Source organism: Anabaena sp. PCC 7938 (assembly GCF_049315035.1).
GTDB classification, from domain to species: domain Bacteria; phylum Cyanobacteriota; class Cyanobacteriia; order Cyanobacteriales; family Nostocaceae; genus Anabaena; species Anabaena cylindrica.
On record NZ_CP186034.1, the window covers coordinates 6,207,493 to 6,233,180 of the forward strand.

Annotated in this window: 20 protein-coding genes, 1 tRNA gene and 3 rRNA genes; 9 read left to right on the forward strand and 15 right to left on the reverse strand. The window is 42.6% G+C overall.

What is annotated here, in order from left to right:
- Positions 1–51 precede the first annotated feature (51 nt).
- Both ACOWPH_RS27640 and ACOWPH_RS27645 read right to left on the reverse strand, forming a co-directional pair.
- Entirely contained in the window at positions 52–408 is a 357-nt protein-coding gene (locus tag ACOWPH_RS27640; RefSeq protein ID WP_052334504.1) for a hypothetical protein, read from the reverse strand.
- Positions 409–518: 110 nt separating this feature from the next.
- On the reverse strand, positions 519–1,394 hold the full coding sequence (locus tag ACOWPH_RS27645; protein WP_015213318.1) for an Rpn family recombination-promoting nuclease/putative transposase: 876 nt from the start codon (positions 1,392–1,394) through the stop codon (positions 519–521).
- Between the two features lie 310 nt (positions 1,395–1,704).
- Here ACOWPH_RS27645 and ACOWPH_RS27650 point away from each other — a divergent pair, with 310 nt between their 5' ends.
- From ACOWPH_RS27650 to ACOWPH_RS27670, 5 genes are all read left to right on the forward strand, one after another.
- On the forward strand, positions 1,705–1,965 hold the full coding sequence (locus tag ACOWPH_RS27650; protein WP_015213319.1) for a hypothetical protein: 261 nt from the start codon (positions 1,705–1,707) through the stop codon (positions 1,963–1,965).
- A gap of 103 nt (positions 1,966–2,068) precedes the next feature.
- On the forward strand, positions 2,069–2,287 hold the full coding sequence (locus ACOWPH_RS27655; protein ID WP_015213320.1) for a hypothetical protein: 219 nt from the start codon (positions 2,069–2,071) through the stop codon (positions 2,285–2,287).
- A gap of 493 nt (positions 2,288–2,780) precedes the next feature.
- Positions 2,781–2,990 (forward strand): putative toxin-antitoxin system toxin component, PIN family, encoded by a 210-nt coding sequence (locus tag ACOWPH_RS27660; protein WP_280514231.1) that lies wholly within the window; start codon positions 2,781–2,783, stop codon positions 2,988–2,990.
- Positions 2,991–3,158: 168 nt separating this feature from the next.
- Complete coding sequence (locus tag ACOWPH_RS27665) at positions 3,159–4,388, forward strand: PQQ-dependent sugar dehydrogenase (RefSeq protein ID WP_015213321.1); 1,230 nt, start codon at positions 3,159–3,161, stop codon at positions 4,386–4,388.
- Positions 4,389–4,502: 114 nt separating this feature from the next.
- Complete coding sequence (locus ACOWPH_RS27670) at positions 4,503–4,694, forward strand: hypothetical protein (protein WP_015213322.1); 192 nt, start codon at positions 4,503–4,505, stop codon at positions 4,692–4,694.
- 233 nt (positions 4,695–4,927) lie between these two features.
- On the opposite strand, the gene ACOWPH_RS27675 is transcribed toward ACOWPH_RS27670, so the two are convergent.
- The 4 genes from ACOWPH_RS27675 to ACOWPH_RS27690 all read right to left on the reverse strand — a co-directional run bounded on the left by ACOWPH_RS27675 (position 4,928) and on the right by ACOWPH_RS27690 (position 9,316).
- Positions 4,928–5,998: a sensor histidine kinase gene (locus ACOWPH_RS27675; protein WP_015213323.1), complete on the reverse strand. Its 1,071-nt coding sequence runs from the start codon at positions 5,996–5,998 to the stop codon at positions 4,928–4,930.
- 11 nt (positions 5,999–6,009) lie between these two features.
- Positions 6,010–7,164, reverse strand: a complete 1,155-nt coding sequence (locus tag ACOWPH_RS27680; RefSeq protein ID WP_015213324.1) for an FIST signal transduction protein — start codon at positions 7,162–7,164, stop codon at positions 6,010–6,012.
- Between the two features lie 511 nt (positions 7,165–7,675).
- Positions 7,676–8,122, reverse strand: a complete 447-nt coding sequence (locus tag ACOWPH_RS27685) for a DoxX family protein (RefSeq protein ID WP_015213325.1) — start codon at positions 8,120–8,122, stop codon at positions 7,676–7,678.
- Positions 8,123–8,335: 213 nt separating this feature from the next.
- On the reverse strand, positions 8,336–9,316 hold the full coding sequence (locus tag ACOWPH_RS27690) for an ROK family protein (protein WP_042465712.1): 981 nt from the start codon (positions 9,314–9,316) through the stop codon (positions 8,336–8,338).
- A gap of 577 nt (positions 9,317–9,893) precedes the next feature.
- Between ACOWPH_RS27690 and ACOWPH_RS27695 the strand changes: the two genes are divergently transcribed.
- Complete coding sequence (locus tag ACOWPH_RS27695; protein ID WP_015213327.1) at positions 9,894–11,063, forward strand: IscS subfamily cysteine desulfurase; 1,170 nt, start codon at positions 9,894–9,896, stop codon at positions 11,061–11,063.
- Positions 11,064–11,085: 22 nt separating this feature from the next.
- Here ACOWPH_RS27695 and ACOWPH_RS27700 read toward each other — a convergent pair.
- Both ACOWPH_RS27700 and ACOWPH_RS27705 read right to left on the reverse strand, forming a co-directional pair.
- Positions 11,086–11,170 (reverse strand) — tRNA-Ser (locus ACOWPH_RS27700).
- A gap of 58 nt (positions 11,171–11,228) precedes the next feature.
- Positions 11,229–12,158 (reverse strand): TIGR04168 family protein, encoded by a 930-nt coding sequence (locus ACOWPH_RS27705; protein ID WP_015213328.1) that lies wholly within the window; start codon positions 12,156–12,158, stop codon positions 11,229–11,231.
- 150 nt (positions 12,159–12,308) lie between these two features.
- On the opposite strand from ACOWPH_RS27705, the gene nadA reads away from it, so the two are divergent.
- Positions 12,309–13,271 (forward strand): quinolinate synthase NadA, encoded by a 963-nt coding sequence (nadA, locus tag ACOWPH_RS27710; protein WP_015213329.1) that lies wholly within the window; start codon positions 12,309–12,311, stop codon positions 13,269–13,271.
- Positions 13,272–13,396: 125 nt separating this feature from the next.
- On the opposite strand, the gene ACOWPH_RS27715 is transcribed toward nadA, so the two are convergent.
- Both ACOWPH_RS27715 and ACOWPH_RS27720 read right to left on the reverse strand, forming a co-directional pair.
- Positions 13,397–14,302, reverse strand: coding sequence for a hypothetical protein (locus ACOWPH_RS27715; RefSeq protein ID WP_015213330.1), 906 nt, complete (start codon positions 14,300–14,302; stop codon positions 13,397–13,399).
- Positions 14,303–15,087: 785 nt separating this feature from the next.
- Positions 15,088–15,759: a pentapeptide repeat-containing protein gene (locus ACOWPH_RS27720; protein WP_015213331.1), complete on the reverse strand. Its 672-nt coding sequence runs from the start codon at positions 15,757–15,759 to the stop codon at positions 15,088–15,090.
- A 333-nt stretch (positions 15,760–16,092) separates the two neighbouring features.
- Between ACOWPH_RS27720 and ACOWPH_RS27725 the strand changes: the two genes are divergently transcribed.
- Entirely contained in the window at positions 16,093–16,236 is a 144-nt protein-coding gene (locus ACOWPH_RS27725; RefSeq protein ID WP_171815778.1) for a hypothetical protein, read from the forward strand.
- A 68-nt stretch (positions 16,237–16,304) separates the two neighbouring features.
- Here the strand turns inward: ACOWPH_RS27725 and rrf are convergent.
- The 3 genes from rrf to ACOWPH_RS27740 all read right to left on the reverse strand — a co-directional run bounded on the left by rrf (position 16,305) and on the right by ACOWPH_RS27740 (position 21,136).
- Positions 16,305–16,422: ribosomal RNA gene (gene rrf, locus ACOWPH_RS27730) — 5S ribosomal RNA — on the reverse strand.
- 62 nt (positions 16,423–16,484) lie between these two features.
- Positions 16,485–19,309, reverse strand: a 23S ribosomal RNA gene (locus tag ACOWPH_RS27735).
- Between the two features lie 340 nt (positions 19,310–19,649).
- Positions 19,650–21,136: ribosomal RNA gene (locus ACOWPH_RS27740) — 16S ribosomal RNA — on the reverse strand.
- The 16S, 23S and 5S rRNA genes sit together here, the layout of an rRNA operon.
- A 358-nt stretch (positions 21,137–21,494) precedes the next feature.
- Between ACOWPH_RS27740 and ACOWPH_RS27745 the strand changes: the two genes are divergently transcribed.
- A complete protein-coding gene (locus tag ACOWPH_RS27745; RefSeq protein ID WP_015213332.1) occupies positions 21,495–21,866 on the forward strand; it encodes a zinc ribbon domain-containing protein in 372 nt (123 codons plus the stop codon).
- A 59-nt stretch (positions 21,867–21,925) separates the two neighbouring features.
- Here ACOWPH_RS27745 and nblS read toward each other — a convergent pair whose 3' ends face one another.
- Positions 21,926–23,950 carry a two-component system sensor histidine kinase NblS gene (nblS, locus tag ACOWPH_RS27750; protein ID WP_015213333.1) on the reverse strand — a complete coding sequence of 675 codons (2,025 nt, stop codon included), beginning with the start codon at positions 23,948–23,950 and terminating at the stop codon, positions 21,926–21,928.
- Positions 23,951–24,109: 159 nt separating this feature from the next.
- Positions 24,110–25,393, reverse strand: coding sequence for a phosphoribosylamine--glycine ligase (gene purD / locus ACOWPH_RS27755; protein WP_015213334.1), 1,284 nt, complete (start codon positions 25,391–25,393; stop codon positions 24,110–24,112).
- Positions 25,394–25,688 lie beyond the last annotated feature (295 nt).

Consider the following 25,688-nt stretch of genomic DNA (forward strand, 5'->3'; position numbering starts at 1 on the left):
TTCACCCAAAACCATCAGATATTGTTTTTCATTAGCGACTTTAATTCCTGCTTATTTTTCACAATCTCCAGATTTCAACTTCCGTATTTTTGCTTCACGATATGATTGTTCTAATTTTTCAATAGATGCAAAACTACGAATAGCATCATCATTTAAAAACTGCACGGCTGTATACACAGATTTTAGCTTGACAGGTTCACGCATTCCCAATACTTTAAGAATACCGTGTCTTTCTGCATAGTTCTGGACATATTGCTTGGAAGCATTAAAAATTACCTCTTTGGTTTTTTCATCCAAGGTTTTACCAAACATTCCCATAAATTTACCACCGCTTCCCCAAAGAGATTGGAAAATGGGAACTGCTAAACCGCTAACACCTGATATTACCCAAGGTTCAATGCCTGTCATAATAGTGAGTCAGTGAATATATCTAAAAAACCTAGTTAAATCTTATTATCCACACCTAAACCCAATTATGACAACAAAAACCACCTTCAACTCTTGGGTAACTTATCCTATTAATTGATTTGCGCCTCTAGCCAAGATGACAAATCAGCTAAACTGCTAAAATCTAACAGTGCTTCACTCAAATCTTCTAAAACAGGTAAAGCTAAACCAGAAATTGAAGAGCGCATTTCCTCAGATAATTTCCCAAACCGCTTAGTCAATTGTCGGGAAATTGCATTAGCCATAACTTCTCGTCCCTCTTCTCGTCCCTCTTCTCGTCCTTCTTCTCGTCCTTCTTCCTTGATTTCTCGGTAAACTCTTGTTTCCTTTAGTGTTATCCCTAACATAGACTCTACCTCCATACGGCTTAGTTGTTCAAACTTGTATACCATAATCGTCGTAATCATCTCTATTATGACGCGACTTGCTGGAGATGATACTTCTTGACTGGTTCTGGTTAACAAATATCTTGCGGCTTCTGGTGCTTGTTCTTCTTCAACTGTAGTGAGTACCATCAGTGCTACCCATAAAGGTAATTGACGAATATCCCCCAATTCGTCTAAATACACTCGATGCACTTGGTTCCCATTGAGTAAGGTTCGATGAGGATAAATCTCACTTTGTTCAATATTACGAGATGGGTAAATAATCACAGCTTGCCAGTCACTGAATCTAGCACGGTTGCGGTAGAAATAAAGTGAAGATTCCGCAAATACTCTTTCGTAAAGCTGTTCATCTTTCTGGAATTGCACTTCGCAGAAATAGACAACTCCCGCACCTTCATTTTCTGGTGGGAGAAATACCCCATCAATTTCAAATTTGGGTTCTTTAACAGCTACCGAATCAAATCTATAAGCATCTGCATTTTGCGGAGGATTTGTCAAGAATTCAAATAGTAAAGTGGGAGATTGTTGAAACAGTTTGTAAAAAATAGAGTCCCGACGCATGAAGGATTGTACTTAATTTATTTTTTAAACCAGCGATACATTTAAATCATATATTAGATCGGGAGTATCGCAATTTTTGAAAAATATCTAGTGATTTAAAAAACCATTATGACAACCAAAACTACCTTCAACTCCTGGGTAACTTGTCGCCAACCCCCAAGCCAAATTACGCTTATTCTGCTTACCCTACGCAGGTGGTAGTGCAATGGTATTTCGCACCTGGACTGATGATTTACCCCCAACTATTACAGCAAGCCCTATTTATGTTGATTTATACAGGATATAATGAGAATCAAAATAAAAGAGCAAGATGAGTATTAACCTGAATCTACCACCAGAACTAGAAAAAGAACTTCACACCGAAGCTTCTCAACTCAATGTACCGTTATCCGAATATATTTTACGCATTTTATTTACAAGAAAAGTTGCAGATAATCTCCCCAAAACTGGATCAGAACTTGTTGAATATTGGGAAAATGAAGGTGTAATCAATTCACTTTTTAATATTACTAATAGTCAAGCATACTCTCGTGAGTTACGTCATCAAGCTGAAACAAGGGAGCGAACATAGGTAAACTTAATGTAATTATTGGATACAGATATAATACAATCACCTCTCTTGTCGCTGTTCAATGCTATAATTAAATAAATTACATTTATTTTTCTATTAAAATATGGAAACAATTGCAATTCAAGTTGATGCAGAAATTGCCAAAGCTTATCAAGAAGCAGAACCGCAAAAACAACAAAAAATTCAGACTATTGTTAACGATTTGCTTAAACTAATTATTCAAGATAAATCCCTAGATGACATTATTCAAGAAATGCAAGAACAAGCCAAAGACCGGGGATTACCTCAAGAAATTTTAGATGAGATTCTTCAGAATGGATGAATTGCGGTTTGTTATTGATACAAACATTTTAGTTAGTGCCATCTTGATTAAGTCATCTATTCCAGATGTATACTAAAAACGGCTAATATCTGGACTTTATAGATAACAAGATTCAAAGGAAAAACTTCAATAAAAACTCTGCGTCACTCTGCGTTTACCTCAGCGAACCTCTGCGTTTAAAAGTAAAGTTTCCAACCGTTTTTAGTATAGCATTCAAAAAAGCCAAAAGCTTAGGAATAATTTTATTTTCAGATGCGACTTTTCAAGAAATACAAGAAATTATCAATCGCTCAAAATTCGATAAATATATTTCTCTGAGCATTCGTACTCAATTCTTAGAGGATGTTTGAAAAGTATCAGAATTGATTGAGATCCCCCCAACCCCTTTTTAAGGGGGGCTAAATTTCTCAAAGTCCCCCTTAAAAAGGGGGATTTAGGGGGATCTACAAGTGTTAGATACCACACGACAAAGTTTTCAAACATCCTCTTATCTATATTCAAACTTGAATCAGAAGAAATTGAAATAGTCCAGAGGGTCAAAAAGTGTAGAGATCCAAAAGATGACAAATTTCTAGAAATTGCTATTAATGGTAATGCAACTCATATCATCACAGGAGACAAAGATTTATTAGAACTTCATCCCTTTGGAGGAGTTGATATTATTACAGCCACGCAATTTTTAGAAATTTTCTCAGCTTTATAACAAAATGCTATAGCACCTCTAAAACCAATTTCCCACGAATTACCCTAAAATTAAATTACTACTGCAAAGGTGAAATGCTCCCAATGAGGTGTTTTAAGCATTTTTTTCATAACTACCTTTCCTTGGCTTAATCAGAATTTGTACTTTCTTATATGAAGATGACAAATCATGAAACTAATCAGAATGCTTATTCCAGGAAAAATTCTTTTTGGACTAATCCTACTAGGACTTTCTTCTTGCAACTTACCAACAACTGATTCTGCAAACACTAACAATCAAGAAACACTAACCTCTGAACAAGTCAGCCAAAAAACTACTACTAACAATCAAGCCTGTACTTTAGTAGAAAATGGCTTCGGTTCCCCAGGACAGGTAAAACTGCGGGTAGAAGAAGTGGTAACAGGTCTAGAAGTTCCTTGGGGAATAGCTTTCCTGCCAAATAGAGATATGTTAGTCACGGAAAGACCTGGACGAGTTCGCCTGGTGCGGGGTGGTAAACTTATTCCTAAACCAGTGGCTACTATCAATGTGACAGAGAGTGGTGAAGATGGTTTACTTGGTATTGCCACTCATCCCAATTTTACCGACAACCAATTTTTTTACATTTACTATACCGCTGATAAAAATGGATCACAGGTTAATCGCGTTGAACGATGGCGACTATCGCAGAATGGACTCAGTGCTTCACCAGATCGAGTAATTGTTGATAATATTCCCGTAGCACAATTTCATAACGGTGGTCGTATTCGCTTTGGACCAGATGGAATGCTTTATATTGGTACTGGTGATGCCAGAGAACCGCAAAGTTCCCAGGATGTAAATAGTCTTGCTGGTAAAATTCTGCGTGTGACTCCTGACGGACAAGTACCCCCAGATAATCCATTTGCTAAAAATCCTGTCTATATCACTGGGATTCGCAACACTCAGGGGTTTGATTGGCGTGATCAATCGACTCTATGGGTAACAGACCACGGACCTAGTGGAGATTTGGGTAGAAGGGGTCACGATGAACTCAGTTTAGCAAAAGCAGGAGATAATCTGGGTTGGCCTACTATCTACCGTTGTGAATCAAAGAAAGGAATGGTTACTCCGTCGATTGTTTGGCGTGAAGCTTTACCTCCTGGTGGTGCAGCAATTTATACTGGTAATTCTCTTCCTGAGTGGAAAGGGAGCTTAATTATTGCTACCCTCCGTTCTCAACATTTGCAGCGTGTCGTTTTCAACCCCCAGTTTTCCCAACAAGTTGAGCGTCATGAGGTGTATTTGCAAGGTCAATATGGACGACTGCGAGAGGCGATTATGGGGCCAGATGGTGAATTATATGTCAGCACCAGTAACTGTGATGGACGAGGAAATTGCCCTCCACAGCGGGATAAAATTCTCCGCATTACCCGATAAAAACCTGAGAATAAAAACCGTCAGAGAATTTGATTGGTTAAAAGTCTTGGCAGAATGTCTGCAAAACACCGTTACCATTTGAACAGAGTTTAAAACCTTCAGGAGGTTTCTGTGATGAAAAACGATGATATGGATGTTTTGGAAAAATTAGTCGATAAGTTGACATTAGCCGCTATCCTAGAAATGTTAGAACGAATCTGCCACAAAAAAGCAGAAAATCTCCGAAATAATTGGAAGGATGAGATTACAGCCAAGTTTTGGGAGAAAGCGGCTAGACAGATTGAAAATATCAACGTTGATATCTGAAATATATCAGGGGATAAGGGCTTGCTGATGGCGTAGTGTGGTGTATGACTCCTACGTCGTCACGCAAGTTATAGCCATATAAGGCTAAAACCTTTATAAATCAATGCTTTGATGGATATTCAAGTTTGATAATATGCAGGTAATCTGCCTTGATACCATGGAAATTCAAACATTTTTTTAGATTCTAGATTATTCTATTTTTCCTCCTGACTCCTGAACGTTGCATGGCAGATTCACTGTTTAAGAAGGATTTGAATCACAAACTCTGTTCCTTCTGCCATTTTAGAGAGACAATCCAATCTACCTCTGTGTTTTTCAATGATAATCTGATAACTGATTGCCATACCCATACCTGTTCCTTTACCAACTGGTTTTGTTGTGAAGAAGGGATTGAATATCTTCTGTCGAACCTGTTCAGGCATACCTAATCCATTATCAGCGATCGCTATTTTCGCCCATTGTGAATCAACTATAGATGTACTAATTGTTATACAACCAGGATGATTTTGATTTTCATCTGGCGTTTGTTGGGAATAACGTTCTTCAATTGCATCAATCGCATTAGCTAAAATATTCATAAATACCTGATTCAATTGCCCCGCAAAACAGGGGATTTGGGGCAAGTTACCATAGTGCTTAATCACAGTAATGGGGGGACAATTGCTTTTAGCCTTTAACCGATGTTGCAGAAGCATCAAAGTACTATCCAAGCCATCGTGCAAATTTGTTTGTTTATATTCTGCTTCGTCCAACCGGGAGAAGGTGCGTAATCCTAAAACAATATTAGTGATGCGATCGCTACCTGTCTTCATTGAATTTAAAAGCTGAAACAAATCAATAACAACAAAATTTATATCTAACTCCTGCATCAAAGCTTGAATCTGATCATTTGGCTCAGGGTATATCTGCTGATAGAGATAAAGCAAATCTATCAAATTCTGCACATACGTATAAGCGTAGTCAATATTGGCATGAATAAAGTTAATGGGGTTATTAATTTCATGGGCAATACCTGCTACCAACACACCTAAGGCAGACATTTTTTCAGATTCCACCAGTTTTGTTTGTATCATTTGCAGATTATTGAATGCTTCCTGTAGCTCTTGGTTACGGGTTTCGGCTTCTGCTCTTGATTGTTCTAAGCCTTGAATAACTCTGTTGACTAGCTTTGATTGGATTTCATAGGAGTTTTCCAACTCCACCCGATTGCATTCTGATCGATCCAATTTTTTCTGCAATAGGCGATTATGCTTTTCCAAGTCTTTCAACCGTTGTTGCAGTTGTTCAAAAGACAGATTATCCATGGTGGATTGGATTACTCCACCCCCAATAGTAAGGTCACGAAAGTTTCATTGTGAAATTGCGCTTCGGCATGGGGTCGCAACGGAGCAATTTCACCATAGGTATAAAAACCAGCACAAGTTGCCCCAGCAGGTATTGCAGATTGCAATACTTGATACTCTTCCTTGGCTCTGGTTCCTAGTACGTGCATTCGTCCAGTGCAGGAGAATAATAACACTACGGTTGGCTGAATTCCGGGATAATGCTCAAGTGCTTGCTGCATAGAGAGACGAGCAGAATCAACTATTTCATCCCGATTAGATCTTACGACTTGAACTTCCGAGTGGAGTGGAATATCCGCAAAAAAGGTAATGCTACCGGAGGCTTCGTTGTAGTCTCCATTGGAAGATCTCATGTACCAAGTATCTCGGTTGGGTTCAAAAACTGCTAATCTATAGGCGGCAGAGGGGCGAATGTCACCTAAATAATCCCGATAGAACTCCAAGGCTGGTTGTCCATCGACTTCATGAAGCACATTCCCTTCGATTTTGGTAGCCATTGCTTTTTTGCCAATTGGTGTCCAACCACTTGATACCCCATGTCCCCACAATAAGTGACCTGAGAGTAACAGAATGGGCAAGGCATCGCTGAGGACTTCTTCTCCAAAAAATTGGTAGGTTTGCTTAAACTGCCATTGGTCACAGGTAGTACCACCGACAATAGGGACTTCTGCTCCCAAGGCTTGCTGCAATCCTTGCAGGATTAAGAGTCCACTGGTAGTCAGACTTTCGGGAGTGGTGATACACAAAGAGGTTGGATACTGAGCCTGTGCTTGGGCAGTTTGAACAGTTTTCTGAGCGATCGCTATAGGATCGGAGGAAACATGACGACCAACTGCCGCATGAAATTCTATTTCATCAGAACAAAATAGAATTAAAACAAGAGAGTCTTGCTGAAACTCTAAAACTGAGGAGATTTCACCGTCTGTTGTTCCACCGATTAATTGAATACCTGGAAAGGTCTGATGAATACATCGTAAGATTTCAACATGATTAAAATCTAGGGCAGCTAGCAAAATTCCAGACTGAGGGCAGATGTCAGCCAGTCCACTCAGGCATTGCTCCAATACTTCTGCGATCGCTACTTCTGTCTCTGGATCATTACTGTGTCCAATTACGGCTTTTAGCATTACTTTCTCAGATCCTTTCTGTATTCTTATTCATCAATTTCTATTCCTTCCCACTTTGCGCTCGCAGATATCAAGCTGGATTCACTTGAACATATCCAAAACTTACGCAAAATATTTCTCGAAACCTCATTTCTCTGTGCCTCTGTGGTATGCGCTGCACGCACGCTACGCAAACGTTTTTTTTAGGGACTTGTGCATAAGTCCTAATATTAATAAGTCGTCAATTGTTTTTGACGATATCCTGGAAATTCCAGAAAAGAAAATATACAGTAGTCAGTAAGTAAGCAAAAGTTCACTATCTGCGTTTGCCTAACAATAAGAGAACTGCCGCAGGCATCGCACTTCACACAGATAAGGTAGTCCAGAATGATCTCCAGTTGCGGATTAGCTGTAGAATCAATTACCAACAACATAGGTATATTCCAGAGAAAGCTACCTTTTTCTAATCATCAAGGATTACTTTTCGGTAGGGATACGCTAACGCACTCCCTACACCGTTAACAGTAGCTGATTACCCGAATAACAGATAATCTATCGAAAGCTTACCAGGACCTAAAAAGATAAACATAAGTGCGATCGCAAAATAAATAAAAGGCACATCATAGGAAGGCCCTGGTTGATTGGGTGGATACTTCACAAATGGATCGTGAAAAACAGTCCAATGAATAGAAAGTGCAATTCCCATTGATACGGCAATACCCAATGCCGCTAACGGTGTCATAAATCCAGCAATAATCGCAATACCTCCACCAAAGACAGCCAATGCACCCAGCAACTGCAAGATACTGGGAAATTCTGGCATACCTTCTTCTTTCATCCAATTAAATGGATTTTTGACCTTAGTCCATCCATATAAAACCATTGCACTTCCCCAAATTAATCGGAGTATAAGGATTCCAAAAGCTGGAAAACCACTAACATAAGGGGGTAGAAACTGAGTTATAAAGTCCAGTTGCATGATTAGCCCTGTGAATTTTTAGATATTGTGACAATTCAGGTAAATTTTAACTCCAAAGAATGTAAAGATGTTTACGGGAAAATCTTTACACTACAGAATATAGTAGTTCAACTAGATTGATTTAAGGTGATCTCACTGAGATCACTTAAATCTTATTGATGACCAAATGCGATCGCTTTTTGAAATAAAAATCAAAGTCCAAGGTTGTGAAGTCTATTGTATCGAGAGCCTTTTGACATCTAAACCCAAGGCAACAGCCCCCCATAATGGCGCATCATCACCTAATAACGCCCGCACAACTTCAAAATTAACTTCAGGTAATGCTGTTTCTTGTGCTACCTTGCGTACTGTTGCCCAAAAACTATCCCCAGCTTTAGTGACACCACCACCTAAAACAAAGCGTTGAGGATTCATCAGGTTGGCGACATTGCCAATACCCACACCTAGCGCCCAAGCGGCTTTGTATAAAACTGCCTGTGCTAATTCATCCCCTTGAGCAGCTGCTGTACTGACTACTTGTCCTGTGATCAGGTTTAAGTCATTACCTACTAAATCCCTGAGTATTTCTCCTCTTGTACTAGCTGGGGAATGATGAGCTTCTTTCTCTAAAAGTTCCCGTGCATTTTGTGCCATATAGGGGCCAGAAGCTAAACGTTCGACACATCCCCTTTTTCCGCACAAACATACTGGCCCAGCGGGATCTACAACTATATGACCAATTTCCCCAGCCATACCTAATGCACCCCGCCACGGCTTACCGTCAAGTATCCAACCTCCACCTACGCCGGTGCTGATAGTGATGTAAAACAGGCTATCGTATCCCTGTCCAGCGCCAAAGCGATGTTCGCCGATAGCTGCCACATTAGCGTCATTATCTATGCTAACAGGAGCATGATATTCTTCTTCTAGCAGTAGTTTGAGAGGAATATTTTCCCAGCCAGGCACATGATGAGAAAGCCTGACTAGTCCGGTGGCTGCGTCTACTGGGCCACCAAAGCTGACACCGATAGCATCAGGTTTACTTCTATCTAGCACAGAGTCAATGAGCGATCGCATAATTTCTACATCACTCAAGGCATCTGCATTTGCAGGTGAGAGGCAATTTTTATGGCGTAACCACTCTCTAGAACCAGCTTTCACCGTCGCTGCTGCCAGTTTAGTTCCACCAAAATCAAGAGCTAATATTAACGTCATGGCATTTTCCCAATAGGGCATTGTATATTGGGCATTGGGTATCGAATCACCAAAACTATTTCCCAGCCCCTATTCCCCATTACCTATTATCACGTCAATCAACCCTTGCAATCGTGCATGATATCACCCTTTACAATAAATTTGCTCACAGTTTTGACAGCAATAAAATTCATGTATCTATAACTACAGATTTTCTGGCAATAGGTATTTCTGACTTGACACGCTTCCACAGAGGAATTTTTGCGAATTACTCAGGATTTTGTTAAATTTTCTACAGTAGTTTTATCATTCTTTTTCAAAATGTTAAGTACTTTAAACTTTATCTCACTGTGTCATGTTAATAAAATAACATAATTATCCAGAGCTTTTAAAATAGAAATAGCACCTCTATTATAGCCTTTCCCACTCTAGTTAGATACAAAATTACCCCTCCCCAACCCTCCCCTTGGTAAGGGGAAGGTGCGCGACAGCGCGGGTGGGGTGTATTTCATGAGATTGGGAATTGCTATATCTGAAATAATGAACTTGATCAAGTTCTAAGAATTTTAAAAAAAATAGGTCAAATTTTGAGTTAATTATGTCTAATCGTCCTATCTATCTCGATAATCATGCAACCACTCCTGTAGATGAAAGAGTATTAACAGCAATGATTCCTTACTTTACTGAAAAGTTTGGTAATGCTGCTAGTATTAGTCATATTTACGGTTGGGAATCAGAAGCTGCTGTTAAACAAACACGAGCAATTCTAGCAACTGCAATTAACGCCACACCAGAAGAAATTGTCTTTACCAGTGGTGCAACAGAAGCTAATAATTTAGCAATTAAAGGTATAGCAGAAGCTTATTTCCAAAAAGGTCAACATATTATTACTGTAGCAACGGAACATAAAGCAATTTTAGATCCTTGCGAATATTTAAAAAGTCTGGGTTTTGGCATCACAATTCTGCAAGTTCAAAAAGATGGATTAATTGATTTAAACGATTTAGAAAAAGCTTTGCGTCCTGATACAATTTTAGTGTCTGTGATGGCGGCAAATAATGAAATTGGGGTTTTACAACCTTTGGCAGCAATTGGAGAAATCTGCCATCAACGCCAAATCATTTTTCACACAGATGCAGCCCAAGCAATTGGTAAAATTCCCTTAGATGTGGAAGCGATGAACATTGATTTAATGTCGCTCACTGCCCATAAAGCATACGGGCCAAAGGGTATTGGGGCATTATATGTTCGCAGACGTAACCCTAGAGTTCAAATAGCTTCCCAGCAACACGGAGGTGGACACGAACGGGGAATGCGTTCTGGTACTTTGTATACACCGCAGATTGTCGGTTTTGGTAAAGCAGTGGAAATTGCTTTAGAAGAGCAAGAAACAGAAAACCAGCGGCTAATGGAATTAAGAGAAAGATTGTGGAAACATTTATCTACTGTAGAAGGAATTTATTTAAATGGTCATCCTCAAAAACGATTAGCAGGAAACTTAAATATCAGTGTTGAGGGTGTAGATGGTGCTGCACTTTCTCTGGGTTTACAACAATTAATGGCCGTGTCTTCTGGTTCTGCTTGTTCTTCGGCAAATACTGCACCTTCCTATGTTCTGACAGCCTTGGGAAATTCAGAAAAGTTAGCCTATGCTTCGGTGCGGTTTGGAATTGGCAGATTTAATACAGTGGAAGAAATAGATACGGTTGCACAACAAGTAATATCTACTGTTCAAAGTTTACGCAAGCAGGTAAGCAAAGTTCGTTAGTCGATACGACTAAATTAATCAACGGAGAGGGGGAGATTCGAACTCCCGGAAGCTTTCACCTCATCTGATTTCAAGTCAGACGCAATCGACCACTCTGCCACCTCTCCAAATTATTTGTCAGAATTGTGTAACACAAAAACTGACAAATAATATCATAACCTATAATTACACAGTTGGCACTACTGAAGGGGAAGAATTATAAAAAATTTCCTCAGCAGCCACCTGGAAGTCTTTACCTAACCAAACCAGAGAAGCTTTTGTTACCACACCCTCCTCCAAAGAAACCAGAGAAAAATTCCGTAACTTTACACCGTCTTCCTCTATAATCCGGGGTACAGTAGCGGCATTTAGGTAAATTGTTCCCTCTGGACTTCTAAACACAGCCTTCCTTTGCACCTTCTTAGTATGGCGGAGAGTGCGATGCATATGACCAAAGGCGACTAGAGAAACGGTTTTCTTCATGTTGAGACTTTGAGAAATGGCTTCAGCAAAATCTGGATCACCAAAATCACCACCAATAGGATGCCAATCTTTACCACAGGGGTCTTCAGGACGATCGCCTAATCCACTCGGTCCATTATGTCCTAGAAAAATAATGTTGTCATAAGCAGTACTTTTCAGCACCTTAACAATTTTATCTGCGGACTCCTCCAGACTAGAGACACCGTAACGTTCCTGACAGATTTCTGCAAATCTCCATTCTGGCCCACCCCAGGTAAAAGGACGACCACCCACCACAGTTAAATTCCAATCAGGAAAGTCCAATTTACCATAACTGACGTGGGACACTCCCAATAAATCTAGCTGTTCCTGTACCCAGTCTTCCTTAGTGCGGTCATAGGGACATTTTTTGCGTCCCCATTCAGTGGCCGAGTACCAGGCATCGTGGTTGCCCATTACCGCTGCTTTGGGAATATCCAGAGATGCGATCGCTCTGACCACTTCCACCGATTCATTCCCAAAATCCCCGACAAATAGCACCAAGTCTACACCCAGATGCTTGAGTGCTATGCCGTCTTCTACTTCCCATTGATCGTGAACATCGCCAATTACAGCAATTTTCACAGGTTTTGATTGAGTTTTCTGACTGGTCATGCCACTTTAAAAAGCCGTATATCTCCAGGATATGAAACTCCAACCGATTTGCACATAAATTGCCGACATCAACCGTCCACTATTTTTGGTAAAAACTACTATAATTGAATCCACAAGATCATCTCATTGTAAAAAAAGCAGTTTCTAATTGTGTTTACAAATACACTTGCTCGACCACAAGGTACACTACCATTAGATTTATTTGCCGCTATTGAGGAGCTAAAAACAGAACTCAACGCGGTAATATTAGCGCATTACTATCAAGACCCCGATATTCAAGATATAGCCGACTTTATTGGCGACTCCTTGCAACTAGCCAAAGCCGCAGCACAGACAAATGCAGATGTGATTGTGTTTGCTGGCGTTCATTTCATGGCAGAAACAGCCAAAATCCTGAATCCTAATAAATTGGTACTGCTACCAGACTTAAATGCTGGTTGTTCTTTAGCAGACAGTTGTCTTCCCCAGGAGTTTGCAGAGTTCAAAGACGCACACCCAAATCATTTAGTCATTTCCTATATTAACTGCTCCGCCGAAATTAAGGCTATGAGCGATATTATCTGCACCAGTTCCAACGCTGTGAAAATCGTTCAGCAAATACCTGAAGAATCAGAGATTATTTTTGCCCCAGATCGCAACTTGGGAAGGTATGTAATTGAACAAACCGGACGGGAAATGCTGTTATGGCAAGGTAGCTGTATTGTCCATGAGACGTTTTCCGAAAAGAAAATAGTCCAATTAAAAACTATACATCCAGAAGCAGAAGCGATCGCACACCCAGAATGTGAAACCAGTGTTTTGCGTCATGCCAGCTTTATTGGCTCTACAGCAGCCCTACTTAATTATTGTCAAAACAGTCATACACAGGAATTTATCGTCGCTACAGAGCCAGGAATTATCCACCAGATGCAAAAATTAGCACCTGAGAAGCACTTTATTCCCGCACCTCCACAGAATAATTGTAATTGTAACGAATGTCCGTTTATGCGGTTAAATACCTTAGAAAAACTCTATTTAGCAATGAAAAATCGCACCCCCGAAATAACCATGTCAGAGGAAATTCGTCTCGCTGCACTGCGGCCAATGCAACGGATGTTAGAAATGAGTATTTAATAGACATCTCCGAAAATGATTGACTGTGGAGACGTTCCACCGGAACGTCTCTACAAGGGTTTCAAGCCACGCACATTTAATTACCACCAGATGTCTAAAAACTGTCTCCAAACAAAACGCTCAACTTAAAATGTCATCTTCTCAGCTTCTTTCTGGGCTGTCTCACTATATTTTTTGTATAACTTAGTTCTAATTTGAGCTTCTTGATAACGGGTATGATTAGGAGGAACCTGACTCATTAAATCAGAAGCTCTTTGCCATCTAGCTGCTAATTCTAACCACTGAGTTGAAGTTGTAGCTGTTTTACCAGAAGCAGAAGCTTGGTTAGCAAGTCTCACAGCATCTGCAAATGCGTCACCCAACACATCATTATTGGACGGGTTAGACAAATTTTTATTGATAGCATGAGGTGATACTTGTGATTTAATTCCGTTGGCTGTCCTCAAAGACGAGGAAATGTATAACGGTAAAAATTTTTTTAGTTGATTTCCGGTTACAAAATCAACCAGCAAAGCCAGTAAAAGCACTGTGCATAAACCAGTAGACCCTATAATCAGTTGTTTAGTTAAGGTCTTATGTTTATATGGTGTAGACAGTAAAGATTGGCCTTTGGGCAAAATCGGTTTTCCTAATTCAGCATAGGCTGCTGTAAAATCTTGAATTAATTGTTTGACAATACCCGGCTGTACCAGTGTAATTTCCTGTGACCACAGTAATTGATTTTCAGAATCGCGGTTAATTTCCTCCAACCATAGTAATTGCTCCTCACGCACAATTCGACTGTTAATATTGACTTTGCGAATGTTACGCGGTGCAGTCGAATCAAGAATCTGCTGAATTCTTTGTACCAGCGTAGATTGCTCAAGTTGCTCTACAGTAGCAGCCTCACACAAAAGTTGTAAGACACCATCAGCAAAAATAGCTCTAGTTCTGACACCAGACATAACTAGCTTTTCGTTCAACAGTTGAATAATCGCAGCGACGCTACCCTGGTGAGCTTGCCAAGCGATATCATTTATCCTATCTACCATTTGTAGTTTAGTGATAGCTCTTACACCCTGACCTGTTAACGGACTTATTAATTTAAGGTTCTGTTCTTACGAACTTCACCTAGTCTAAAATTGTATGAGTAAAAAGATAATGTTGCAAAGTAAAATTACAACGAAATAGGCTGAAATCCCCTAATTGAATTTCTCAAGACTTTTTGGGTTTTGAGAGCAATACCTTGTCCAAATTGGAAAAAACCTTGATTTGTAGGTTGGGTTGAAGCATGAAACCCAACAAATGCGTTGGGTTGCGCTGTCGCTTAATCCAACCTACCGAAAATGGACAAGGTATTGGAGAGATGAACGTATTTTACAGGGATTTAGCTTCCCAAAGCGTAATCTGAGTAAAGCCTTTACAGATCAGGGTTTCAGGTTTTTTGATGGATAAAAATTATAGGATTTTGGCATATACAGCCCCAAAAGAGGGATACTTTTCTTTGTTAGCCTTTCTCAACCCTACCTACAAGCAAACGAACTCAGAAGTCAGCGTCTGCGCGATCGTACTGAAATATTATCTATGGAATACCGCAGAGCTAAGGTAGAGGGAGGGACTTTCTTTTGTACTCAAGTTACTTACAACCCACATTCCGCACTTCAAAAAGTAGCATAATGAAAATACATTGACAGTCAATCAAAACTTATGGTTTGAACAATTACAATATTTGTATGGCTAATTTATATTGGTCAATTATTTTAGATATCGTTAATGTTGGGTTTCGTTCCTCAACCCAACCTACAAGATCAGCGATCGCACTGATACAGAAACAATGCTATCTTCGTGGGGTTTCATTCCGAATAGTACCATCTGGCATGATGGTATTAATGAAAGTAACTCCCTCCAGCTTGGCACCTTCCAGATTAACCCCAGTCAAGTTAGCATCTTTGATGTAGGTACGCTCCAAAATAGCGTTGCTCAAGTTAGCTCCAGTCAAGTCAATACTCATCAAATCGGTAGCGTGCAAATCGGCACCTCTCAAATCAACACCTCTCAAATCCCCACTCAAACCACATCTACCCAAATCGGCAGATCTCAAGTTAACACCACTCAGGTTGGCACCACCAAGTTGGGAGAAGGACAAATTGGCACCACTCAGATTAGCACCGCTCAGGTTGGCTCTATCCAAGGAAACCTTGGTCATGTGGGCATTACTAAGATTAGCCCTACTCAAATTAGCATCTCTCATGAACTGCTCGCTCAGGTAAGCACCACTCAAATTGGCATCACTCAAGTTGATACCATTCATCTCGCCAGCGTATCTGAGGTCAGCATTACTCAAATTAATCCCACTCAAATTAGCTCCGTTCAAAAGACTACCAGCCCCCATAGCCCAATAGTAGTCCTGCCCTCTATCAGGAACACGCAACTTAACCCAGGCGAAATCTCGTTCCCCAGCAGCATATCGGCGCAGCAACTCTTCAACCTCTATGACTTTTTTTTCCATACCTCATCCTCTACATCAACCAATACCATCAACTCTACCGCTAAAACCCTCTAGTCCACCCTCTTCGACCCCACCTTCAACCTCACCCTGCAAATCACCGACCTCCCCACCGGACAACTAGCCGAAGCCCAAATCACCACCTACGACACCCAAGGTCGCCCCAACAGCGACACAATCCTCATCGACCATGATGCCAACGGCATCGGCTGGTTCATAGACCCCACCCCCAACGACAACAGCGAATTCACCACCACCCTCACCGACACAGCCTACCGAGCCACCACAGGAGAAGCCGCAGGCAAATACGACCTGCTCACCACCATCCTCCACGAAATGGGACACTTATTAGGCATCATCAACGTCCTAGACAACAACGCCATTTCCAACGAAGCTACAGTCACAGTCACCGTCAACAACGTTACGGTAGAAGCAATTATTCAAAAAGGAACAACCAGCACCTTCGGCAAGTTTGAGTGAGAAAACAGGAAAGATGAAAAACCAAAAAGCCCCTTCTCAAATCGAGAAGAGGCTTTAGTAATTGATAGACCTGGCATCGAGCTATTTTGGCGTGGGGCAACCCCCAAACTATCGTCGCCGCAGCAGCGTTTCACATCTGAGTTCGGGAAGGGGTCAGAGTGGTTCCACCGCGCAATAGACACCAGGAAAGATTGTTGGGTAACAAAACCCTGAAGACTGCAAGTAACGCGAAAAATGTAATGATTTAAGAGGTCAAGCCCTCGGTCTATTAGTACTCCTCAGCTACATACATTGCTGTACTTCCACTTAGAGCCTATGAACGGGTGTTCTGCCCGTGACCTTACCTACTATTAGTAGTGAGAGCACTCATCTTGAGGTGGGCTTCCCACTTAGATGCTTTCAGCGGTTATCCGCTCCGCACTTGGCTACCCAGCGTTTACCGTTGGTACGATAACTGGTACACCAGCGGTGCGTCCTTCCCATTCCTCTCGTACTAAGGAAGGCTCCTCTCAATGCTCTTGCGCCTGCACCGGTTATGGATAAACTGTCTCACGACGTTCTGAACCCAGCTCACGTACCGCTTTAATGGGCGAACAGCCCAACCCTTGGGACGTACTTCCGCCCCAGGTTGCGATGAGCCGACATCGAGGTGCCAAACCTCCCCGTCGATGTGGACTCTTGGGGGAGATCAGCCTGTTATCCCTAGAGTAACTTTTATCCGTTGAGCGACGGCCATTCCACTCTGCGCCGTCGGATCACTAAGGCCTACTTTCGTACCTGCTCGACTTGTCGGTCTTGCAGTCAAGCTCCCTTTATGCCTTTACACTCGTCGCACGGTTTCCAAGCGTGCTGAGGGAACCTTTGCGCGCCTCCGTTACCTTTTAGGAGGCGACCGCCCCAGTCAAACTGCCCACCTGAAACTGTTCCCTGACCGGCTTACGGTCATGGGTTAGAATTCTAGCTTCGCCAGAGTGGTATCTCACCGTTAGCTCCATATTCCCCACAAGGAATACTTCTTCGCTTCCCACCTATCCTGCGCAAGCGAAGCCCGAACACAATTCCAGGCTACAGTAAAGCTTCATAGGGTCTTTCTGTCCAGGTGCAGGCAGTCCGTATCTTCACAGACATTCCTATTTCGCCGAGTCTCTCTCTGAGACACCATCCAGATCGTTACGCCTTTCGTGCGGGTCGGAACTTACCCGACAAGGAATTTCGCTACCTTAGGACCGTTATAGTTACGGCCGCCGTTCACCGGGGCTTCGGTCGCTAGCTTCACTTTCGCTGACCAACTTCCTTAACCTTCCGGCACTGGGCAGGCGTCAGCCCCCATACGTCCTCTTACGAGTTTGCGGAGACCTGTGTTTTTGGTAAACAGTCGCCTGGATCTCTTCACTGCGACCCACTTCTTAGGTGGGCACCCCTTCTTCCGAAGTTACGGGGCCATTTTGCCGAGTTCCTTAGAGAGAGTTATCTCGCGCCCCTTGGTATACTCAACCTCCCTACCTGTGTCGGTTTCGGGTACGGGTATGATGTCTTCATCACATGACCAGCTTTTCTTGGCACAATCGCATCACCATGCGGAGTTCGTAAACTCCTCCCAAACCAATCAGGGTATGGCTATCTTTCATGCGTCCCTTGTCATGCTCCCACATCATAGTCAGGGATTATTGACCCTGTGTCCATCGACTACGCCGTTCGGCTCGCCTTAGGTCCGACTAACCCAGAGTGGACGAACCTGGCTCTGGAACCCTTAGGGTTTCGGGGTGTATGATTCTCACATACATTTGCGCTACTCAAGCCGACATTCTCACTTCCGTTTCGTCCACAGCTGCTTGCCGCTACTGCTTCTACCTACGACGGAACGCTCCCCTACCACTTAGACAATATCTAAGTCCACAGCTTCGGTACATCGCTTAAATTTCGTTCATTTTCGGCGCAGGAGCGCTTGACTAGTGAGCTATTACGCACTCTTTTAAGGTTGGCTGCTTCTAGGCAAACCTCCTAGTTGTCTGTGCACTCCCACCTCCTTTATCACTTAGCGATGATTTGGGGACTTAGCTGGTGGTCTGGGCTGTTTCCCTCTTGACAATGAAGCTTATCCCCCACTGTCTCACTGGCAATGTGTGCTCTGGGTATTCAGAGTTTGTCTCGATTTGGTACCGGTCTCCCAGCCCGCACCGAAACAGTGCTTTACCCCCCAGATATAATCATTACCGCTGCGCCTAAACACATTTCGGGGAGAACCAGCTAGCTCCTGGTTCGATTGGCATTTCACCCCTAACCACAGCTCATCCGCTGATTTTTCAACATCAGTCGGTTCGGACCTCCACTTGGTGTTACCCAAGCTTCATCCTGGCCATGGTTAGATCACCAGGGTTCGGGTCTATAAACACTGATTATCGCCCTCTTCAGACTCGGTTTCCCTTTGGCTCCAGCATTCTCGCTTTAACCTACCAGTGCCTATAAGTCGCCTGCTCATTCTTCAACAGGCACGCGGTCATCCGTTTAATCGGACTCCCACTGCTTGTAAGCTAATGGTTTCATGTTCTATTTCACTCCCCTTCCGGGGTTCTTTTCACCTTTCCCTCGCGGTACTGGTTCACTATCGGTCACACAGTAGTATTTAGCCTTACGAGGTGGTCCTCGCTGATTCACATGGGATTCCTCGTGCCCCATGCTACTCGGGATTCAGCTACTATCCTTTGACTTTCGACTACAGGACTTTCACCCCCTCTGGTGCAGTATTTAGCTGCTTCGTCTAGCCTCCAGATTCGATCTCGCTGTCCCACTACCCCAAAAGGTAAACCCTTTGGTTTAGGCTCTTCCCCTTTCGCTCACCACTACTTAGGGAATCTCTATTTGATTTCTCTTCCTCCAGCTACTAAGATGTTTCAATTCGCTGGGTTGGCTCTTTCCTGCCTATATATTCAGCAGGTAGTACATAGGGTTGCCCCATTCGGATATCTCCGGCTCATAGTTTGCTTCCAACTCCCCGGAGCATTTCGTCGGTAACCACGTCCTTCTTCGCCTCTGTGTGCCTAGGTATCCACCATTAGCCCTTATTAGCTTGACCACTTCATTACATTTTTTCGACTCGCAAACTTTTCTGCTTTCCTGTTTCTTTCCTACTCTACAATGAGTGAAAAACTCATCACTCGGTACTCTTTCCTCAGTACTCAGTTTCGTCTGCCTGCTAATTCGCGTTACTATGCAGTTTTCAAGGTTCTGGCTGGTTTTTATCCAGCAGTCTGACTAACTGTCAGTTGCTGACTCTTTTCCAATTTAATTCAGTCTCACCAAACCAATAATAATACTTTGAAAGTTTTCAACCAATCTCGACCGACCTAGGATAGACCAATTAAGAATCTAATTACTGATTGTGTTCGATTTCTCAATGGATTAGGTCTCCCTAAAAAGGAGGTGATCCAGCCACACCTTCCGGTACGGCTACCTTGTTACGACTTCACCCCAGTCACCAGTCCTACCTTAGGCATCCCCTCCTTTCGGTTGGGGTAATGACTTCGGGCGTGACCAACTTCCATGGTGTGACGGGCGGTGTGTACAAGGCGCCCGGGAACGAATTCACTGCAGTATGCTGACCTGCAATTACTAGCGATTCCTCCTTCACGCAGGCGAGTTGCAGCCTGCGATCTGAACTGAGCTACGGTTTATGAGATTAGCATCACATCGCTGTGTAGCTGCCCTTTGTCCGTAGCATTGTAGTACGTGTGTAGCCCAAGACGTAAGGGGCATGCTGACTTGACGTCATCCTCACCTTCCTCCGGTTTGTCACTCTAAGCAGTCTCTCTAGAGTGCCCAACTTAATGCTGGCAACTAAAAACGAGGGTTGCGCTCGTTGCGGACTTAACCCAACATCTCACGACACGAGCTGACGACAGCCATGCACCACCTGTGTTCGCGCTCCCGAAGGCACTCTCTCCTTTCAGAAAGATTCGCGACATGTCAAGCCTTGGTAAGGTTCTTCGCGTTGCATCGAATTAAACCACATACTCCACCGCTTGTGCGGGCCCCGTCAATTCCTTTGAGTTTCACACTTGCGTGCGTACTCCCCAGGCGGGATACTTAACGCGTTAGCTACGGCACGGCTCGGGTCGATACAAGCCACGCCTAGTATCCATCGTTTACGGCTAGGACTACTGGGGTATCTAATCCCATTCGCTCCCTAGCTTTCGTCCCTCAGTGTCAGTTACGGCCTAGCAGAGCGCTTTCGCCACCGGTGTTCTTCCTGATATCTACGCATTTCACCGCTACACCAGGAATTCCCTCTGCCCCGAACGTACTCTAGCTCTGTAGTTTCCACTGCTTTTATCATGTTGAGCATGACTCTTTAACAGCAGACTTACATGGCCACCTGCGGACGCTTTACGCCCAATCATTCCGGATAACGCTTGCATCCTCCGTATTACCGCGGCTGCTGGCACGGAGTTAGCCGATGCTTATTCCTCAGGTACCGTCATTATCTTCCCGGACAAAAGAGCTTTACAACCCTAAGGCCTTCATCACTCACGCGGCATGGCTGGATCAGGCTTTCGCCCATTGTCCAATATTCCCCACTGCTGCCTCCCGTAGGAGTCTGGGCCGTGTCTCAGTCCCAGTGTGGCTGATCATCCTCTCAGACCAGCTACTGATCGTCGCCTTGGTAGGCTCTTACCCCACCAACTAGCTAATCAGACGCGAGCTCATCTCCAGGCAATTAATCTTTCACCTCTCGGCATATCCGGTATTAGCAGTCGTTTCCAACTGTTGTCCCCGACCTGAAGCCAGATTCTCACGCGTTACTCACCCGTCCGCCACTAAATCCCTAAGGATTCCGTTCGACTTGCATGTGTTAAGCATACCGCCAGCGTTCATCCTGAGCCAGGATCAAACTCTCCATTTTGGTTCGTTCTTCTTAAGCTCTAATTCTTTAACCTCTTCAATCCTCTATTTCTCTTTCCAGGATTGTTCAGTTGATTTTTTGACGAGGAATGGTCGTCTTTATTCTTTCAAAGTATTATTATCTTTTCTCGGTTCAGCGCATTGGGCTTTTGCCCTCACCTAATAAACATACCAATTCTTCCTCTTTTCTGTCAAGGGGTTTTGAAAACTTTTTTTCGCGTTGGTTCTATGAACAGGCTCGATATGGCTGATAGCCCTATAGATAAAGGGTTTCATCCTTTGACTATGTGCGGGTATCTCTTTATTTGCATAAATAGCTAGAATCAGAATGTTGACTTAACCTATTTTTCCTTCAGGTTTTGAGTACTGTATCTTGTTCCCGATGTCATCAAACTATTGATAGTCAGGCAATTTCTTGTCCCTATTGCCGGATTACTCTCAAAGCTTATGGACACCCTGGAGTTCCCTTACACCAAGCGAATGGGGACTATTATTTGTGTGAAAGCTGCGTCTATCACCAAGATGATAGTTGTAATTTTATTCAACGTCCTTATGCCAAAAGCTGCACGCTTTATCAAAATTTAGAAGAGAGTAAATTAGAGTTATTGCTACAGCAGAGTAAAAACAGTGGAATAGTAGTTGTAAAAAACTGGCTTCAACGCCATCAAGCTTTGCTGCTACTGATTTTTATATTTTTGGTATGTCTGCTCATTGCTCTGTCCGCATCCTAGCATCCTAGCAATGAATATATGTACAATTCAAAATTCCAAATAAATTCTCTGCTCAAGCTTCAGGTTGTTGTAACTTCAGAAGCTTCATTGGTAGTTTCTAGGAGGGGTGGTGATACTTCTTCTTCAACAATGTCTAAATCAAACCAAAAAGTAGTACCTACACCAACTTCACTGACTAAATTAACTTGACTGTGATGTCTTTCCATGATGTTTCTGACAATGGACAGACCTAAACCTGTGCCTTCGAGAGTGTGAACTCGATTTTCTACTCTGAAAAAGCGGTCAAAGATGGCTTGTTGGTCTTCTGGCCCAATACCAATTCCTGTATCACTGATTTCTATCCGCACTTTGGAACGAGAATTATCTTCGTGTCGCAGTTCTGAGAGGGCAAAGTTTACGTCAGGAGCAGAAAAGGTGGAGTGGAGTTGAGGATTTACCTGGTAGGCTCGGATGGCTACTTTGCCCCCTGCTGGGCTAAACTTCAGAGCGTTACCGATGAGGTTACCAAATACTTGCAATAATAAATCATAATTACCAATAACTAGAGGTAGGTTAGAAGCAACTTCCTGAACGAGTTCAATTCCTTTATCTCTAGCATTGAGTTGGTAAGTACGTAATGTTTGCTCTAGTGCTTGCGCTAAATCAACACCATCAAAATTGTAAGTACGACCGGATTCAAGTTTTGACAAATCTAGGACATCGTTGACTAACCGGGTGAGTCTGTCGGTTTCATGATTGACAGTTTCGAGAAATTCACGTCGTTCTTCTATATCCAGGTCTTCACCATAATCATGTAGGGTTTCTATATAGGTTTTGATGTTAAAGAGGGGTGTTCGCAGTTCGTGAGAGATATTGCTGATAAATTGGCTTTTGGCTTCATTCAGTTCTACTTCGCGGGTGATATCTTGAACTGTAATGGCGATACCTTTAATACTTTCTCGTTGTAGGTTAAGTACTGTAGTTAAGAGAATACGGATTGTGCGTTTGGTGGGTTGGTCGAGGGGGATACGAAATTCGGCGCTTTCACGTTCTCCTGCGGCCATTTCGTATAGTGTGCGGGTGATTTCTATTTGCACGCTTTGAGGTAGATGATGCAAGACATTTTTACCTACTACATCAATCCCTTCCCAAGCAAAAATTCGCCGAGCTGTGGGATTGACTAAAATTACCTGCATATTATTGTCAATTAATACTGCACCATCAGCAATGGTGGAAACCAAGGTTTCTAACTTGGCTTTTTCGGCTGTCAGTTCTTCAATATTTTGCTCTTCATAGCGCTCTAGCCGTTCTGCCATTTCATTAAAGCTAAAAATAAGCTCACCTAATTCTCCTCCTAGAGGTAAGTCAATTCGCTGTTTAAAATTTCCAGCAGCAATTTGTTTTACGCCTACGAGTAGTTCTTTGATTGGTTTAGTGATGGTTAAGGCGTTAATTACTCCTGCTAAAATCACCATGACCCAAATAGTGATGAAGACGGCTATGGTGACATCACGGGTGAAGTTGGTAGATATGACTGCGGTTTGGTTGGGGTTGATACCGACTGCTAAGACACCTAAATATTTCTGATTGACGATTAGAGGGATAAATACATCGGTGACTACACCATCTGGAGTATTATGTTGACGTACCATTGGTTGATCATCATTTCCAGGATAATCTTCTGGTAGTTGGATTTTTCGCTTGATGGTGAGGGAGTTTTCTACCTCTGGTTCCCAAAAAGGAATGCCAAAAAAGATTTTTCCGGTTTCATCGGCGTAAAGCATATAACGCACGCTGGAGGTGCTGCTATAGAAGCGTTGGGAGAATTGGGCAACTTCTGTGAGATTTTGATCAGCAATGAGTGGGGCAACGTTAGATGCAAGTAGTAGTCCTAGATCACGACCAAAGCGGGTATCGTTGAGACGTGCATCTTGCTGAATTGTATTCACTGCCCAGAAGGTGAGACCACTCATTACCAGGGAAACGACCAAGGTGGCGACAGCTAGGAGTTTGGTTTGGAGGGTGAACTCATACCACCAATGAGCGAGTGTTTTCGATACGCCATTGGCAAATGCATCTCGGATTGTTGTTAAAAAAGCCAGCATCTTAAAATATACTTAAAATATTATTGTTAATAGTTCTGTGTTTTCTACCCTAACAACTTAAAAATTAGCAGTTAATTCTACAAAAGTGTTAGGGAGAAATGGCGAAGGGTAATGATAGGGTGGTGGAAAAATCGAAAAACTACTAACTTGCTAACTTAATTATTCGTTTTTCAGGAATCTATGACCGATATCTCTACGGTAATATACTTCTGGAAATTGAATGTGTTTGATACTAGCATATGCTTGAGCGATCGCTTGGGGGAAATTTTCACCCGTTGCAGTGATATTTAAAACTCTACCACCATCTGTCACGATTTGTTGGGCTGTATTTAAGTTCGTGCCGGCGTGAAACACGATTGCTCCGGCAGTTTCAGCTTCCTCAATACCGGTGATTATTTTACCTTTTTCATAATCTCCAGGATAACCACCCGAAGCAGCCACTACGGTAGCGGCAGACCCTTGTTGCCAAACAATTGGAGGCATTTTTCCTAAACGCTGTTGAATGCAAGCCAAGAGCAAATCTTCCAGAGGTGTTTCTAGTAATGGCAATATGACTTGCGTTTCTGGATCACCAAAGCGACAGTTAAATTCTAAAACTTTAAAATTGCCATCAGGTGAAACCATTAACCCAGCATACAGAACGCCTCGGTAGTCAATACCTGCGGTTCTTAAAGCTGCGATCGCTTTTTCTAAAACTTCAGTTTGAACCCGTGCCATCAACTCCACTGTAGCAATAGGCGCTGGAGCATAGGCTCCCATTCCCCCAGTATTTTCTCCTGTATCGCCCTCCCCAATGCGTTTATGATCTTGAGCAGGTAATAACGGACGAATTGTTAAACCATCTGTTAATGCTAAGACAGAAACCTCTTCTCCTAACAAACATTCTTCAATAACAACAAAATTGCCTGCACTGCCAAACTGCCCTTGAAAAATCGCATCAATGGCATTTTCTGCCTGTTCTAAAGTTTGAGCAACTGTTACACCCTTCCCCGCGGCTAGTCCGTCAGCTTTGACAACTATTGGCACTCCTTCTGCTTTTAGATAAGATTTTGCTGCTGCTGCTTCTGTAAATACCGCTGCCTTGGCTGTAGGAATTCCGGCTTTCTGCATCAAAGCCTTAGCCCAAGCCTTACTAGCTTCAATTTGCGCTCCTGCCTTAACTGGGCCAAATACCATCAGTCCTTGACTTTGGAGATAGTCTGTAATGCCATTGGCCAATGGCACTTCTGGCCCCACCACTACTAAAGAAATATCCTTTTCTAAAGCAAATTGACTGATACCTGCAAAGTCATTAACTGAGAGGGGCAAGTTTTGGCAACCTTCCATACTTGCTGTACCCCCATTTCCAGGTACACAGACAACTTGCTCAATTTTCTTGGATTGCAACAGCTTCCACGCTAGAGCGTGTTCACGTCCCCCATTACCTACAATTAAAACCTTCACTGATTTCCTCGTGCGTCTCTTGCGAAACGAGAAAGCCTCAAGGCTACTCGCAGATCAATTTTTTCATTAATTATCCTTCTAATCAAGGGTTAATTGGAGATTGGGAATCGGGTAAAAATTCCTCTAAAATTGAGTTGGGTAATATTTTTCGTGATCATACGACTGAATTAATTGGTATTTTGATGAATTTATTCACAAGTAAAATTCATCACTGTAAATTAAAATTGTAATGATTTTGTTAATTCCTGTATTTTTTAAGTAAAGATGAACACGAGTACTTAAAAATATATCCTTA

What these genes read in the sequence shown, in the direction of transcription:
- ACOWPH_RS27640 (WP_052334504.1), bottom strand. Translation starts at nt 408, where the DNA reads ATGACAGGCATTGAACCTTGGGTAATATCAGGTGTTAGCGGTTTAGCA.
- ACOWPH_RS27645 (WP_015213318.1), bottom strand. Translation starts at nt 1,394, where the DNA reads ATGCGTCGGGACTCTATTTTTTACAAACTGTTTCAACAATCTCCCACT.
- ACOWPH_RS27650 (WP_015213319.1), top strand. Translation starts at nt 1,705, where the DNA reads ATGAGTATTAACCTGAATCTACCACCAGAACTAGAAAAAGAACTTCAC.
- ACOWPH_RS27655 (WP_015213320.1), top strand. Translation starts at nt 2,069, where the DNA reads ATGGAAACAATTGCAATTCAAGTTGATGCAGAAATTGCCAAAGCTTAT.
- ACOWPH_RS27665 (WP_015213321.1), top strand. Translation starts at nt 3,159, where the DNA reads ATGAAACTAATCAGAATGCTTATTCCAGGAAAAATTCTTTTTGGACTA.
- ACOWPH_RS27670 (WP_015213322.1), top strand. Translation starts at nt 4,503, where the DNA reads ATGAAAAACGATGATATGGATGTTTTGGAAAAATTAGTCGATAAGTTG.
- ACOWPH_RS27675 (WP_015213323.1), bottom strand. Translation starts at nt 5,998, where the DNA reads ATGGATAATCTGTCTTTTGAACAACTGCAACAACGGTTGAAAGACTTG.
- ACOWPH_RS27680 (WP_015213324.1), bottom strand. Translation starts at nt 7,164, where the DNA reads ATGCTAAAAGCCGTAATTGGACACAGTAATGATCCAGAGACAGAAGTA.
- ACOWPH_RS27685 (WP_015213325.1), bottom strand. Translation starts at nt 8,122, where the DNA reads ATGCAACTGGACTTTATAACTCAGTTTCTACCCCCTTATGTTAGTGGT.
- ACOWPH_RS27690 (WP_042465712.1), bottom strand. Translation starts at nt 9,316, where the DNA reads ATGACGTTAATATTAGCTCTTGATTTTGGTGGAACTAAACTGGCAGCA.
- ACOWPH_RS27695 (WP_015213327.1), top strand. Translation starts at nt 9,894, where the DNA reads ATGTCTAATCGTCCTATCTATCTCGATAATCATGCAACCACTCCTGTA.
- ACOWPH_RS27705 (WP_015213328.1), bottom strand. Translation starts at nt 12,158, where the DNA reads ATGACCAGTCAGAAAACTCAATCAAAACCTGTGAAAATTGCTGTAATT.
- ACOWPH_RS27715 (WP_015213330.1), bottom strand. Translation starts at nt 14,302, where the DNA reads ATGGTAGATAGGATAAATGATATCGCTTGGCAAGCTCACCAGGGTAGC.
- ACOWPH_RS27720 (WP_015213331.1), bottom strand. Translation starts at nt 15,759, where the DNA reads ATGGAAAAAAAAGTCATAGAGGTTGAAGAGTTGCTGCGCCGATATGCT.
- ACOWPH_RS27725 (WP_171815778.1), top strand. Translation starts at nt 16,093, where the DNA reads ATGGGACACTTATTAGGCATCATCAACGTCCTAGACAACAACGCCATT.
- nblS (WP_015213333.1), bottom strand. Translation starts at nt 23,950, where the DNA reads ATGCTGGCTTTTTTAACAACAATCCGAGATGCATTTGCCAATGGCGTA.